Source organism: Selenomonas sp. oral taxon 478, assembly GCF_001189555.1.
GTDB classification, from domain to species: domain Bacteria; phylum Bacillota; class Negativicutes; order Selenomonadales; family Selenomonadaceae; genus Centipeda; species Centipeda felix.
Window position 1 is genome coordinate 473,602 of record NZ_CP012071.1, and the last position, 13,834, is coordinate 487,435.

General features: G+C 58.5%; 18 protein-coding genes. All 18 read right to left on the minus strand.

Going from position 1 to position 13,834, the window contains the following annotated elements:
- Window positions 1–102 precede the first annotated feature (102 nt).
- The 18 genes from rpmC to trmB all read right to left on the minus strand — a co-directional run bounded on the left by rpmC (window position 103) and on the right by trmB (window position 13,771).
- Window positions 103–294 carry a 50S ribosomal protein L29 gene (rpmC, locus tag ADJ74_RS02345; RefSeq protein ID WP_006307553.1) on the minus strand — a complete coding sequence of 64 codons (192 nt, stop codon included), beginning with the start codon at window positions 292–294 and terminating at the stop codon, window positions 103–105.
- On the minus strand, window positions 284–721 hold the full coding sequence (rplP, locus tag ADJ74_RS02350; RefSeq protein WP_009753878.1) for a 50S ribosomal protein L16: 438 nt from the start codon (window positions 719–721) through the stop codon (window positions 284–286). Before rplP ends, rpmC begins: the two co-directional genes overlap by 11 nt.
- Window positions 721–1,392 (minus strand): 30S ribosomal protein S3, encoded by a 672-nt coding sequence (rpsC, locus tag ADJ74_RS02355; RefSeq protein WP_009753877.1) that lies wholly within the window; start codon window positions 1,390–1,392, stop codon window positions 721–723. The genes rplP and rpsC overlap by 1 nt, the downstream gene beginning before the upstream one ends.
- Before the next feature lie 16 nt (window positions 1,393–1,408).
- Window positions 1,409–1,747, minus strand: a complete 339-nt coding sequence (gene rplV / locus ADJ74_RS02360) for a 50S ribosomal protein L22 (RefSeq protein WP_009753876.1) — start codon at window positions 1,745–1,747, stop codon at window positions 1,409–1,411.
- Window positions 1,748–1,765: 18 nt separating this feature from the next.
- Window positions 1,766–2,047, minus strand: coding sequence for a 30S ribosomal protein S19 (rpsS, locus tag ADJ74_RS02365; RefSeq protein WP_006695832.1), 282 nt, complete (start codon window positions 2,045–2,047; stop codon window positions 1,766–1,768).
- A 122-nt stretch (window positions 2,048–2,169) separates the two neighbouring features.
- Window positions 2,170–2,997 (minus strand): 50S ribosomal protein L2, encoded by an 828-nt coding sequence (rplB, locus tag ADJ74_RS02370; RefSeq protein ID WP_009753875.1) that lies wholly within the window; start codon window positions 2,995–2,997, stop codon window positions 2,170–2,172.
- Between the two features lie 20 nt (window positions 2,998–3,017).
- The gene (gene rplW, locus ADJ74_RS02375; protein ID WP_009753874.1) at window positions 3,018–3,299 is read right to left on the minus strand and encodes a 50S ribosomal protein L23; all 282 of its coding nucleotides are present in this window, start codon (window positions 3,297–3,299) and stop codon (window positions 3,018–3,020) included.
- Window positions 3,299–3,922 carry a 50S ribosomal protein L4 gene (gene rplD, locus ADJ74_RS02380; RefSeq protein ID WP_009753873.1) on the minus strand — a complete coding sequence of 208 codons (624 nt, stop codon included), beginning with the start codon at window positions 3,920–3,922 and terminating at the stop codon, window positions 3,299–3,301. Before rplD ends, rplW begins: the two co-directional genes overlap by 1 nt.
- Window positions 3,923–3,940: 18 nt before the next feature.
- A complete protein-coding gene (gene rplC, locus ADJ74_RS02385) occupies window positions 3,941–4,594 on the minus strand; it encodes a 50S ribosomal protein L3 (protein ID WP_039981354.1) in 654 nt (217 codons plus the stop codon).
- 15 nt (window positions 4,595–4,609) lie between these two features.
- On the minus strand, window positions 4,610–4,921 hold the full coding sequence (gene rpsJ, locus ADJ74_RS02390; protein WP_006695835.1) for a 30S ribosomal protein S10: 312 nt from the start codon (window positions 4,919–4,921) through the stop codon (window positions 4,610–4,612).
- A gap of 261 nt (window positions 4,922–5,182) precedes the next feature.
- Entirely contained in the window at window positions 5,183–6,370 is a 1,188-nt protein-coding gene (gene tuf / locus ADJ74_RS02395; protein ID WP_050341608.1) for an elongation factor Tu, read from the minus strand.
- Window positions 6,371–6,384: 14 nt separating this feature from the next.
- The gene (gene fusA, locus ADJ74_RS02400; RefSeq protein WP_050341610.1) at window positions 6,385–8,463 is read right to left on the minus strand and encodes an elongation factor G; all 2,079 of its coding nucleotides are present in this window, start codon (window positions 8,461–8,463) and stop codon (window positions 6,385–6,387) included.
- A 31-nt stretch (window positions 8,464–8,494) separates the two neighbouring features.
- Window positions 8,495–8,965, minus strand: a complete 471-nt coding sequence (gene rpsG / locus ADJ74_RS02405) for a 30S ribosomal protein S7 (RefSeq protein WP_006691183.1) — start codon at window positions 8,963–8,965, stop codon at window positions 8,495–8,497.
- 28 nt (window positions 8,966–8,993) lie between these two features.
- The gene (rpsL, locus tag ADJ74_RS02410; protein WP_006691184.1) at window positions 8,994–9,371 is read right to left on the minus strand and encodes a 30S ribosomal protein S12; all 378 of its coding nucleotides are present in this window, start codon (window positions 9,369–9,371) and stop codon (window positions 8,994–8,996) included.
- Between the two features lie 104 nt (window positions 9,372–9,475).
- On the minus strand, window positions 9,476–9,727 hold the full coding sequence (locus tag ADJ74_RS02415; RefSeq protein WP_050341612.1) for a ribosomal L7Ae/L30e/S12e/Gadd45 family protein: 252 nt from the start codon (window positions 9,725–9,727) through the stop codon (window positions 9,476–9,478).
- Window positions 9,728–9,853: 126 nt separating this feature from the next.
- The gene (locus tag ADJ74_RS02420; RefSeq protein WP_050341614.1) at window positions 9,854–11,866 is read right to left on the minus strand and encodes an LTA synthase family protein; all 2,013 of its coding nucleotides are present in this window, start codon (window positions 11,864–11,866) and stop codon (window positions 9,854–9,856) included.
- A gap of 61 nt (window positions 11,867–11,927) precedes the next feature.
- Entirely contained in the window at window positions 11,928–13,112 is a 1,185-nt protein-coding gene (locus tag ADJ74_RS02425; RefSeq protein ID WP_009753868.1) for an FtsW/RodA/SpoVE family cell cycle protein, read from the minus strand.
- Window positions 13,112–13,771, minus strand: coding sequence for a tRNA (guanosine(46)-N7)-methyltransferase TrmB (gene trmB / locus ADJ74_RS02430; protein ID WP_009753867.1), 660 nt, complete (start codon window positions 13,769–13,771; stop codon window positions 13,112–13,114). The genes ADJ74_RS02425 and trmB overlap by 1 nt, the downstream gene beginning before the upstream one ends.
- Window positions 13,772–13,834 lie beyond the last annotated feature (63 nt).

Genomic DNA, 13,834 nt, shown 5'->3' on the forward strand with positions numbered 1-13,834 from the left:
ACCTCCACAGAGAACCGCTCTGCGTTCGGCTTGTTTTCTTGACAGGACGAAAAATCCATGCGAATTCGGTAGGACTCTTTCACCAGTTTACCTAACTGAGATTTAGGCGTTTGCCTGCTCGCGCTGAATGGTCTTGATGCGGGCAATCGTCTTCTTTACGTCCTTGATACGCATCGGGTTGTCGAGCTGTCCGGTGGCATGCTGGAAACGGAGGCCAAAGAGCTCTTCCTTGAGCGACGCGAGTTTTTCCGTGAGCTCATCGGCACTCAGGCCGCGAATCTCATCAACCTTCATTCACTTCACCGCCCTCTACTTCTTCACGTACGACGAACTTCGTCTTGATCGGGAGCTTATGCCCTGCGAGGCGCATGGCCTCTGCCGCCACTTCACGCGACACGCCGTCCATCTCAAAGAGGACGCGGCCGGGCTTTACGACAGCAACCCAGTACTCAGGCGAGCCTTTACCGGAGCCCATGCGGGTCTCTGCCGGCTTCGCCGTAACGGGCTTGTCCGGAAAAATCTTGATCCAGACCTTACCACCGCGCTTGATGTAACGCGTCATCGCGATACGCGCAGCCTCGATCTGGCGGTTCGTGATCCATGCAGGTTCCAGAGCGACGAGACCGTACTGGCCATGGCTGACCGTGTTGCCGCGCTGTGCCTTACCCTTCATGCGTCCGCGGAACTGCTTGCGGTACTTGACACGCTTTGGAAGTAACATTACGCCTCGCTCCTTTCCTTATTGTTTTTCGGTGCCTGCTTCTTGTCGGGGAGAACCTCGCCCTTGAAGATCCAGACCTTGATGCCGATGCGGCCGTAGGTCGTGTGTGCCTCAGCCGTTCCGTAGTCGATGTCTGCACGCAGCGTGTGCAGGGGAATGCTGCCCTCGCGATAGGACTCGCGGCGGGCGATCTCCGCGCCGCCGAGACGGCCGCTGACGGCGATCTTAATTCCCTTCGCGCCGAGACGCATCGTGCGTCCGACCGCCTGCTTCATCGCACGGCGGAACGCGATACGGCGCTCAAGCTGTGCCGCGATGTTCTCGGCGACGAGCGTCGCATCGAGGTCCGGCTGCTTGATCTCTGCGATATTGATGTCAACGCGCTTCTCGGTGAGGCCCTTGAGCCCCTCCTTGATCTGCTCGATGCCCGAGCCGCCGCGTCCGATGACCATGCCCGGCTTTGCCGTATGTATCGTGAGCTTCAGGCGGTTCTTGCTGCGCTCCGTCTCCACGCGGGGAACACCTGCGGTCTGGAGGCTCTTCTTGAGGTAATCGCGAATCTTGATGTCCTCATGCAGATTCTGCGCGAAATCCTTGTCTGCATACCAGCGGGCATCCCAGTCCTTGACGATGCCAAGGCGAATGCCATGGGGATTTACTTTCTGACCCAAACTGTTTCCCTCCCTATTACTTTTCGTTTACGGCAACCGTGATATGGGACGTGTGCTTCAAAATCTTGAACGCCTGTCCACGCGAACGCGGATGAATGCGCTTCAAGGTCGGCCCCTGGTCAACGAAAGCTGAGGAAATGAACAGTCGATCCACATCCATGTCGAAGTTGTTCTCTGCGTTTGCGATAGCAGAGCGAAGCACCTTCTCCACGGCGTCCGCGCCGACCTTCGGCGTGAACTTCAGGATCGCCAGAGCGTCAGCAACGCTCTTGCCGCGCACGAGGTTCATCACGATGCGAACCTTGCGCGGGGCGATACGGATGTATTTGGCGGTAGCCTTTACTTCCTGTGCCACGAATCGTCCTCCTCTCTATCAGCGCAGCGAGGTCTTGCGCTCTTCGCCCGCGTGACCCTTGAATGTACGTGTCGGCGCAAATTCGCCGAGCTTATGTCCGACCATATCCTCCGTCACGTAGACGGGAACATGCTTGCGTCCGTCATGGACGGCGATCGTATGACCCACGAAATCCGGGAAGATCGTCGAGCTGCGCGACCACGTGCGCACAACCTTCTTCTCATTCTTTTCGTTGAGTGCCTCGATCTTCTTCATCAGGCTCTCTGCGACGAAAGGCCCTTTCTTAATCGATCTTGACAAAGTTTTTCCTCCTTTCGTCGGACTGCAATCAATCCGACGAGGTTCTATCTGCAAGTTGCGGTGTTAAATCAGCAATTCAGAGGAATGCCCCAAAAGCAGGGGCTGTCCTCATGAGTTACTTATTACTTCCTACGATGCACAATCAGACGATTCGACGCCTTCTTCTTGCGGCGCGTCTTCTTGCCCATCGCAATCTTGCCCCACTTCGTCATCGGGCTCTTGCGTCCAACCGGCGAACGGCCCTCGCCGCCGCCATGCGGATGGTCGTTCGGGTTCATCGCGATACCGCGCGTCTCCGGACGGCGTCCGAGCCAACGGCTGCGGCCGGCCTTGCCGATGGTGATGTTCTCATGCTCGAGGTTGCCGACCTCGCCGATCGTCGCACGGCAGTTGACGTGCACACGGCGGATCTCGCCGGACGGCATGCGCAGGAGTGCATAGTCGCCTTCCTTTGCCATGAGCTGTGCCGACGTGCCCGCGCTGCGGACGAGCTGTGCGCCCTTGCCGATCTTCAGCTCAACGGCATGGATGATCGTACCGAGCGGGATGTTCTTCAGCGGGAGTGCGTTGCCCGGCTTGATATCCGCCTCGGCACCCGACTCCACGACATCGCCGACCTTGAGGCCGTTCGGCGCGAGGATATAGCGCTTCTCACCATCCGCATAGTTCAGGAGAGCAATGCGAGCGCTGCGGTTCGGATCGTACTCGATCGTCGCCACACGGGCGGGGATGCCGTCCTTCGTGCGCTTAAAATCGATGATGCGGTAGAGGCGCTTGTGTCCGCCGCCGCGATGGCGTACGGTCAGCTTGCCCTGCTGGTTGCGCCCGCCCGTCTTGGTGAGGCGGACGGTCAGGGACTTCTCCGGCTTGTCCGTCGTGATCTCATCGAAGGAAGAGACCGTCATGAAACGTCTGCCGGCAGAATACGGCTTAAAAGTTTTTACTGCCACGTTCGTACCTTCCTTTCGTCTCAGCCTTCAAAGAACTCGATCGTCTCACCCGGAGCAAGCTTTACGATGGCCTTCTTGTAATCCGGGCGCTTGCCCTCGGTACGTCCCATGCGCTTCTTCTTGCCGGTGACGTTGACCGTGTTGACCTTTGCGACCTTCACCTTGAAGACCTCTGCGACCGCCTTGGCGATCTCGATTTTATTGGCAGCCTTCGCAACGACGAAGACGTATTTGCCCTCAGCCATGAGCTGCGTCGTGCGCTCGGTGATCAGCGGGCGTACGAGAATATCACGTGCTTCCATTATGCGAATACCTCCTCGATACGGGTGATGGCATCCTTCGTAATGAAGAGCTTGTCGTGATGGAGAATGTCAAAGACATTGATTCCACTTGCCGTGATGGCTTTTACACCCGGAATATTGCTCGTCGAACGCTCCACGTTCACCGCTTCGTCCGCCGTGATGAAGAGGCTCTTTGCATCCACACCGAAGTCGCTCAGGAGCTTCACTGCTGCCTTCGTCTTCGGCGCGTCGAAATCGAGGTGATCGAGAACGATGAAATCGCCCGTGCGCACCTTATCGGAGAGCGCACACTTCAGAGCGAGACGGCGCTGCTTGCGCGGCATCGTGAAGCCGTACTTACGCGGATGCGGTCCAAAGACCGTGCCGCCGCCGACCCACAGAGGGCTGCGCGTCGAACCTGCACGGGCACGACCCGTTCCCTTCTGACGCCACGGCTTGCGTCCGCCGCCGCGCACGAGACCGCGCGTCTTCGTGGCATGCGTGCCAAGCCGCTGCGACGCGAGCTGGAGGACAACCGCCTGATGAAGGAGGCCGGCATTCATTTCAACATTGAAGAACGCATCGTTCAGGCTGATCTCGCCAACCTGGTTGTGCGCCATATCATAGACTGCTACATTTGCCATACTGCGATTCCTCCTTCCTTATTCTTTCGCTGCCTTTGCAGGCTTTACGGTATCTTTAATCACAACGAATCCCTTCTTCGGGCCCGGAATCGCGCCCTTGATGAGAATGAGGTTGCGGTCGGCGTCCACACGGACGACCGTCAGACGCTGCACGGTGACGCGCTCGCCGCCCATGCGGCCCGGGAGCTTCTTGCCCTTGAGGACGCGTCCGCCCGGACCGGAGATCATCGCACCCGTCGAGCCCGGCTCACGATGCGACTTCGAGCCGTGGCCCATGGGGCCGCGCGCAAAGTTGTGACGCTTGATGCCGCCCGCGAAGCCCTTGCCCTTCGACGTGCCGACCACATCGACGAGGTCGCCCTCAGCGAAGATGTCGACGCCGATCGTGTCGCCTACATTGTATTCGGAAGGAGCGGCAAGGCGCATCTCACGAATGAAGCGCACTGCCTTCACGCCCGCCTTCTCAAACTGACCCTTGAGCGGCTTCGTGACGTTCTTCTCCTTAATGTCGCCAAACCCGATCTGCACAGCGTTGTAGCCGTCCGACTCCACCGTCTTGCTGCGGAGCACGAAGTTGTTGCCGGACTCCACGACCGTCACGGGGACGACGCGGCCTTCCTCTGTGAAGATCTGAGTCATACCCAGTTTTCTTCCTAAAATAGCCTTAGCCAAGGCATCCACCTCCTATTAGAGCTTAATCTCGATGTCAACGCCAGCCGGCAGATCGAGACGCATGAGTGAATCGACCGTCTTGTTCGTCGGCTGCAGGATGTCGATGAGACGCTTGTGCGTGCGCATCTCGAACTGCTCACGCGAGTCCTTGTTGACATGCGGGGAACGGAGAATCGTGTAGACATTCTTCTCCGTCGGAAGTGGAATGGGCCCGGAGACCATCGCACCCGTCTTCTTCGCTGTGTCGACGATCTTCGCCGCACTCTGATCGAGTGCCTTGTGGTCATAGGCCTTCAAACGAATTCTGATTTTCTGCTGTTTCGCCAAAGTAGTTTTCCTCCTTCGTCCGGGGTCCCGCCCCAAACATTTCTCCACGGCAGTTCCCTCTGCCCCATCGGGGCATAGCCATCTGCCATGTCATCGCATGGAGTACGTCGTCTGTCGTATGATTCCAAAAGATGAAAAGAAGTTTTTATTCTACTCCCCATCGGAAATTCCGGTCCAATTCCATCGTACCGTCATTTCCCTCGAAAAGGAGCGACGCGAGCGCGCCGCTCCTCTCCCTAGGGAATATCAAGAGACTAAGAATTAGCCTTCAATCGCCGTAACACGACCCGCGCCAACCGTGTGGCCGCCCTCGCGGATAGCGAAGCGGAGGCCCTGCTCGATGGCGATCGGGGTGATGAGCTCGACTTCCATCTCGACGTTATCGCCAGGCATAACCATCTCCGTGCCCTCGGGGAGACGGACAACACCCGTCACGTCCGTGGTACGGAAGTAGAACTGCGGACGATAGTTCGTGAAGAACGGCGTATGACGGCCGCCCTCTTCCTTCGTCAGGACGTAGACCTGCGCCTTGAACTTCGTGTGCGGGTTAATGGAACCCGGCTTTGCGAGAACCTGACCGCGCTCGATGTCCTTGCGGTCCACACCACGGAGCAGTGCGCCGATGTTGTCACCGGCAACCGCGCTGTCGAGCAGCTTGCGGAACATCTCAATGCCCGTAACAACCGTGCTGCGCGCCTCATCCTGAAGGCCGACGATCTCAACCGTGTCGTTCAGCTTCAGCTCACCGCGCTCCACACGACCCGTTGCGACCGTGCCGCGGCCCGTGATCGTGAAGACATCCTCGACCGGCATGAGGAACGGCTTGTCCGTGTCACGCGTCGGCGTCGGGATGTAGTCGTCAACCGCATCCATGAGCTCCAGGATCTTTGCCTTCATCGCATCGTCACCCTCGAGTGCCTTCAGCGCGGAGCCAGCAATAACGGGGATCTCATCGCCGGGGAAGTCATAGCTCGAGAGGAGCTCGCGAACTTCCATCTCAACGAGCTCGAGAAGCTCGGGATCGTCGACCTGGTCAACCTTGTTGAGGAAGACAACGATCGCGGGAACGCCAACCTGGCGAGCGAGCAGGATGTGCTCACGCGTCTGGGGCATCGGGCCGTCTGCTGCCGAGACGACGAGGATTGCGCCGTCCATCTGTGCAGCACCCGTGATCATGTTCTTGACATAGTCCGCATGGCCCGGGCAGTCCACGTGTGCATAGTGACGCTTGTCCGTCTCATACTCAACATGTGCTGTGTTGATCGTGATGCCGCGCTCACGCTCCTCCGGTGCCTTATCGATGTCCGCATAGTCCTCGAACTTCGCATAGCCCTTCTCGGAGAGAACCTTCGTGATCGCCGCCGTCAGCGTCGTCTTGCCGTGGTCAACGTGACCGATCGTGCCGATGTTGACATGGGGTTTGCTGCGGTTAAACTTTTCCTTTGCCATTTAACAATTCCTCCTTATTCGCCTTTGTTCTTGGCGACAACAGCGTCAGCTATATTCTTAGGAACCTCGTCGTAGAAGGAAACCTCCATCGAGTAGTTCCCGCGACCCTGGGTCTTGGAACGGAGATCCGTCGAGTAGCCGAACATCTCCGAGAGCGGAACGTACGCATTGATGACCTGCACGCCGTTGCGCGGCTCCATGCCGTCGATGCGTCCACGGCGGGAGTTCAGATCGCCGATAACGTCGCCCATATACTCCTCAGGCACCGTGACCTCAACCTTGACGTACGGCTCGAGGAGAACGGGGTTTGCCTTCTCCGCGCCTGCCTTAAACGCCATCGAGCCGGCGACCTTGAACGCCGCCTCGGAGGAGTCGACCTCGTGGAACGAGCCGTCGTAGACGATGACCTTGATGTCGACCATCGGATAGCCTGCGACAACGCCGCTCTCCATTGCCTGACGAACACCGGCCTCGATCGGGTTGATGAACTCCTTCGGAATCACGCCGCCGACGACCTTGTTCTCGAAGCTGAAGCCCTCGCCCGCTTCCTGCGGAATGAGCTCGAGCCAGCAGTGACCGTACTGACCATGACCGCCGGACTGACGGACGAACTTGCCTTCCGCCTTGACCTGCTTGCGGATCGTCTCGCGGTATGCAACCTGCGGCTCACCGACCTTGCAGTCGACCTTGAACTCGCGGAGCATACGGTCGACGATGATCTGCAGATGCAGCTCGCCCATGCCCGAGATGATGACCTGGCCCGTCTCAGCGTCCGTATGAACGCGGAACGTCGGATCCTCCTCAGCGAGCTTCTGGAGGGCGATGCCCATCTTCTCCTGATCGTTCTTCGTCGCGGGTTCCACCGCAACGGAGATAACGGGATCCGGAAACTCCATCGACTCAAGGATGATCGGATTGTTCTCATCGCAGAGCGTATCGCCCGTCGTCGTGTTCTTCAGACCGACCGCCGCCGCGATATCGCCGCTGTAGACGATGTCGATCTCCTTGCGGTTGTTCGCGTGCATCTGGAGAATGCGGCCGATACGCTCCTTGCTGTCCTTCGTCGCATTGTAGACATACGAGCCGGAGTTCAGCGTGCCGGAGTAAACGCGGAAAAACGCGAGCTTTCCGACGAACGGATCCGTCATGATCTTAAACGCGAGTGCCGAGAACGGTGCACTGTCCGACGCCGGACGGTGATCCTCCTCACCCGTGTCAGGGTTCACACCTGCGATCGGCGGGATATCCGTCGGGGCAGGCATGTAGTCAACGATCGCATCAAGCAGGGGCTGGACGCCCTTGTTGCGGTACGACGTGCCGCACGTCACCGGCGTCATCTCGCAGGCGATGGTCGCCTTGCGGATCGCGCCGCGGATCTCCTCCTCGGTCAGCTCCTCGCCGCCGAGGTACTTCTCCATCAGCTCATCGTCCGTCTCAGCGCATGCCTCAAGGAGCTTGTCGCGGTACTCTGCCGCCTGCTCCTTGTACTCAGCAGGAATCTCAACCTCATCGGTCACCTTGCCGAGATCATCCTCGTAGACGATGGCATCCATCTTCACGAGGTCAATGATGCCCTTGAACTCATCCTCTGCGCCGATCGGCAGCTGAATCGCCACCGGGTTCGCATTAAGACGCTCGCGCATCATCTTCATGACGTTGAAGAAATCCGCGCCCGTAATGTCCATCTTGTTGACGTACGCCATGCGCGGGACATTGTAACGCTCTGCCTGACGCCAGACCGTCTCCGTCTGCGGCTCAACACCGCCGCGGGCGGTCAGGACGGCGACCGTGCCGTCCAGCACACGCAGCGAGCGCTCTACCTCGACCGTAAAGTCAACGTGACCCGGCGTATCAATGATATTGATGCGATGGTCTTTCCAGTGGCAGGTCGTCGCCGCCGACGTAATCGTAATGCCGCGTTCCTGTTCCTGAACCATCCAGTCCATGGTGGCAGCGCCCTCATGAACCTCGCCGATCTTGTGCGTTACGCCCGTGTAGAAGAGAATGCGCTCGGTGGTCGTCGTCTTGCCGGCATCGATGTGCGCCATGATGCCGATATTCCGCGTTTTTTCAAGGGAATATTCTCTTGCCACTGTTTCCTATCGCTCCTTACACTACTGGGGATTACCAGCGATAATGTGCGAATGCCTTGTTGGCCTCCGCCATCTTGTGCGTATCTTCCTTTTTCTTGATCGCCGCGCCCGTATTGTTCGCAGCGTCCATCAGCTCTGCCGAGAGGCGTGCATCCATCGTCTTCTCGCCGCGCAGACGCGCATAGCCGACAAGCCAGCGGATGCCGAGTGTCATGCGGCGGTCCGCACGAACCTCGACCGGCACCTGATAGTTGGCACCGCCGACGCGGCGTGCCTTGACCTCGAGCACAGGCATGACATTGCGCAGTGCCGTCTCGAACACCTCGAGCGGATCCTGCCCCGTCTTCTCGCGAATCGTCTCGAACGCATCATAGACGACGCGCTGTGCGACGCTCTTCTTGCCCGAGAGCATAACCTTGTTGATAAACTTCGTCACCGTCTTGGAATGATATACCGGATCCGGCAGAACATCCCTCTTCGGCACAGGGCCCTTACGTGGCATAGCCCAACCTCCTTAACGATATACTGCCTTACTTCTTCTTCGCACGCTTCGCGCCGTACTTCGAGCGCGCCTGTGCGCGATCCTGCACACCAGCGGTATCGAGCGACCCGCGAATGATGTGGTAACGGACACCCGGCAGATCCTTGACACGGCCGCCGCGAATGAGGACGACGCTGTGCTCCTGCAGATTGTGCCCAATGCCCGGGATATATGCGGTCACCTCGATGCTGTTCGTCAGGCGAACACGAGCAACCTTTCTAAGAGCAGAGTTCGGCTTCTTCGGCGTGGACGTGTAGACACGCGTGCAGACGCCGCGCTTCTGCGGGCTGTTCTTCAGTGCTGGTGCTTTCGATTTCTCCTCAAGGCTCTTCCGGCTCTTGCGAATGAGCTGATTGATCGTTGGCATACTGCACCTCCTTCCTTTGTCGTCATTCCAATTCTTTTTGTATGAAAACGCAGATTCTGCGTTTTTACCGTAGGGACGCCGATACACCAGTCAAACTGGATGCATCAGTGCTTCCGTAAAACCGCCACCGCCGCAGCACTCACGTCAAGGCGGGCATGTTCGCCCAGCTCTGCCCGTGTCGCCGTACGGTTTGGCTCGATGCCCGCCGCCGCACACGCCGCAAGCAGCGCAGCAAGCACGCGATCATCCGCGTCCGATGCGATGAACACCGCCTCTGCCGCGCCGCTCTGCACGGCTTTACACACCTGATGGACGCCCGCAATACAGCGTGCTGTGCGCAATTTCTCCAGAGACATAGTCCACCTCCAAAAAGGGACTTTCACATAATATCATTCGTAAAAACCCTTGTCAACGCATATTTTACAAAGTTTTACATTTACACTTTTCCTAGCGTGTCTTTCTGCATCAAAAGCAAGAAAAACTCAAAGATCCTCTTTCCTGATCAGCAGCTCCGGATGCCGCACATAGTAGGCCGTCAGCTCGACGTACGCATCGCGCTCCTCCGTAAATCGCGCCGTATCGATCTGCCACGGCAGCGTTCCTGCCGTCACCGTCAGTGCCTGTGCCGTACGATCTTGATAGTGCCCGACCTCCTCCTGCGTCAGCCATGCGTATGGCGTAACGACATGGTCGAGATGCTCCGTCAGCGGTTTTTCAATGGAGCAGTAGGAGAACCCCTGCGGCGCAATCAGTTCGATCAATGTCGGCAGGATGTTCATGTGCCCGCCGATCGTATTTCCTGCCAAATGTTCCGTGGTCAGCTGCGGATGATGCATCGAGAACGAGGTCATCAGCCGCTCGCGCAGCAGCAGCTCTCTGCGTTCTGTCACCCCCGGAATCAACGGGAACTCTCCGCCCACATGATCCCCCGTCACGATGAAGAGGCTGTCGGGATAAACCGCCCGCATTTCGTCAATAAAACGGCAGAGTGCCTGATCGGCATACCATGCACAGGCAAGACCGCGATACTTCAGTGAGTCCTTCCGCACGCCGCGGTCTGTCAGTCGCCTCGCGTCGAATCCATACTCCTCAAACGGGAGCAGATACGGGCCATGATTCGACGTCGTATAGATGAAGTGAAACGATGGGACATCGTCCTCCGCGCGTATCCGCCGCCCCACCTCCGCAAGGAAAAGATGGTCGTAGACCCCAAGCCATGTGCGTGGTGCACCTGGCGGGCATATATCGGGGCCGCCGTACGCCGCATCGAAGCCAAGCGCCGGGATGAAATGCGTCAAGCTCCCCCAGTTCAGTCCCCCACCATACCAGAAAGACGTACGATAGCCGAGACGCTTGAGGATGAGCGGCAGAGCTGTCGGCAGCGTGCGCTCCCAGAAGAGCACATTTTCGTTCAGCTCCAAGTCCGCATCGTAGACACCGGCAAGCAGACTCGTGAGCGACGGCTGTGAGATCATGCCGCCCGAGAGAAAATTGTCGATGCAGACGGTATGCTCTTCCGCGCGGAATCGCGCCCCTGCCTCCATCAGCCCCAGCGGTGCGTACGGTGCATCAAAATGCACCTGCCCGTAGCTCTCTGCGAGCAGAAAGAAAATGCGGCGCGGCGGTGTGATGACTGCGCCCCGTGCCGTCCGCGCAAATGCGCACAGAGGATCGGGCAGAAGCGGTGCATCAGAGGAAATAATGGCGGGCAGGATCACTGCCGTATCCGCATCCGTGTGCCGCATCGCCGCATGAACAGTGCGCCGCCGCAGCAGTTTCAGTGCGATGAGGTCATCCATCGTCGCCTTGCCGAGGAACACATCCTTCTTGACCGTGACCGGTACCTCGTCCCACTCCGGCTTTTTTCGGTGACGCAGCGTCCCTCCATAGCGCAGCCAGTAAAAAAACACAATCGACAGTACGAATACACATGTATTCACTGCGTACTGCCCCGTCCCATCCGCCAGTGTCGGATACGCAAACGGCGGCAGTGCCAAAAGAACATTCCCTGCGGCATAGCAGAACGCCAGATAGGGCAGATAGCTCAGCAGCAGCCACGCGCCGTGGTTCTGATGAAAGAAAATATCCGCCAGATTTCGCTTGTCGGCGTTGCGTCCAAGCAGGAGAATTGGATTGAACGTATCGTGAAAATGTGAATAGAAAATCATCTTCCCGAGAAACGCCGTATAAAGGACAGCGGCGTAGAGGAGAAATACCGCCAGCCGCACGGTATCCCCAACGGCAAAGTACGCAGGAAAAAACGCTCCCGGCAGAGAGACGAGGAGCAGGAGGGCGAGATAGAGATATGCGTTGACATCCATCCCCCACCAGAAACCGTAGCGGAAGCATGTCAGCCATTTCCTCCACTCGCCGCACGGTGACTTCTTCGGACGATAGACCAAGATGAAGATCAGTCGGAATACGGCGCAGAGCAACGGCGGCAGGAGGAACATCTTCACATCCTGCTGCATCCCCAGAACAAAGCTACTGAACATCGCATCTCCTCGAAAAATGCTGCATGAAGGGGCGCCCCTTATGCACCAGCTGCATACTTTCCTATTGCACCACGTGTATCCTGCTCCGCCGCACCTCCGGCGGCTCATGCTTCTTTTTTTTCACGGGCGGTGCATCCTTGCTGCGGTCCGCGATACCGAGCAGCATCCCCATCCCCGCCATCGTCACGATCAGCGACGAACCGCCGTAGCTGATGAACGGCAGCGGCACGCCAACGACGGGGAGCAGTCCCGCGACCATTGCGAGATTGGCGAGTGCCTGTCCGACCACAAGGAAGATGATGCCGAGGGCGAGCACCTGTCCGAACGTATCCTTTGCCCGCGTCGCTACGCGAATGCTCGCGACCAACAGAACGGCGAACAGGAAGAAGATCAACAGCACACCGAAAAAGCCATGCTCCTGACTGAAAATTGCAAAGGCGAAATCCGTATGCGCCTCAGGAAGGTACTCATATTTACTCACGCCATCGCCGAAACCCATGCCGAAAATACCGCCCGAGCCGATCGTCGAGAGGGACTGCACCATCTGATAGCCCGCGTTCCGTGCATCCGACCACGGATCGAGCCACACCTCCATGCGCTTCATGCGATAGGGCTGCAGCGTTCCGATCGCAAGCGCCGCCAATGCGACAGGGATCAGGATCAGCACCCAGCGGCGCGGCGGAACGAGCAGGACGAGTGCCATAAAAAGCGGCACACCGAACACGATGCACGCCGTTCCAAAGTCCGGCTCACGATAGACGAGAAACGCCATGAGGAGAATTGCGCCAAACGGAATTGCAACACGCGGCCAGTCGCGGTCCATGCGGAACCGCTCCTTTGCGAGCACCGCCGAGATCGAGAACGAGCCCATGAGCACGCCCATGAGCTTGGCAAACTCCGCCGGCTGAAAGCTCAAGGGGCCAAGGGCGATCCATCGCTGCGCGCCGTTAATCGTCGTCCCCACAAAGAGAACCGCCACGAGCAGGAAGAGATTGATCCCCAGCCCGATGAACATGAGCCCGCGCAGTCGCTGATAGTTCATCCGCCGGCAGAGCCAGCAGGCAATCGTGCCGAGCAAGAGCCATTGGAGATGCCGCTGCAGAAAATAATACGGATTCTCGAAGTTCATCGCCGCCAGCACATAGCTCGAACTGAACACATTGATCGTTCCTGTCACGAGGAGAATCACCATAACAATGACGATTGGCTCCGTCTCGCTCTTAAAGAGCGTATACCGCGTGTGCATCACATATCCCCTGCGGGGCGATGTGCCACGAGCCGCCCGATCTTTGCGCCGCGTGCGCTGAACTTTCGCTCATACTCCGTCATGATATTGTCCGCCTCGCCGAGTGCATGAAGGTCGTGCGTCACATCCGTCAGACGCCACCCCTCACGCTCCATGGTCTCAAGCGAGTAGGCAAAGAGCCCCGTATTATCCGTTTTGAAACGAATCTCGCCGCCCTCCCTGAGCACCGTGCGGTAACGCGCGAGGAACACCTCGCTCGTCAGGCGGCGTTTCGCATGCCGCGCCTTCGGCCACGGATCGGAGAAGTTCAGATAGATGCGATCGACCTCATGCGGGGCAAAAAGCTCCGTCAGACGCGCCGCGTCGAAGACGAGCAGGCGGACATTCGTCAGCTCCCGCTCTGCGGCCTTACGTGCCGCGAAGTAAAGCACGCCCTGCTGCGCCTCGAGCCCGACGTAATTCACCTCGGGATGGCGTGCCGCAAGCTCCGTCAGGAAATCCCCCTTGCCGACACCGATCTCCACGTGAAGAGGCGCACTGCGTCCGAACTGCTCCGCCCAGTGCCCGGCTGAGCCCGTCCAGTCCCCGCCGAGCGGCGTGACAAACGCCGCATAGTCCAAAATCGCCGCGTCAATCCACGGCTTTCTCCTCAGTCTCATATCCCCATCCCGCTCCGTATGAAATAACGCGCCCCCGTCAGCGCAGCAAGCGCGCAGAGGGGG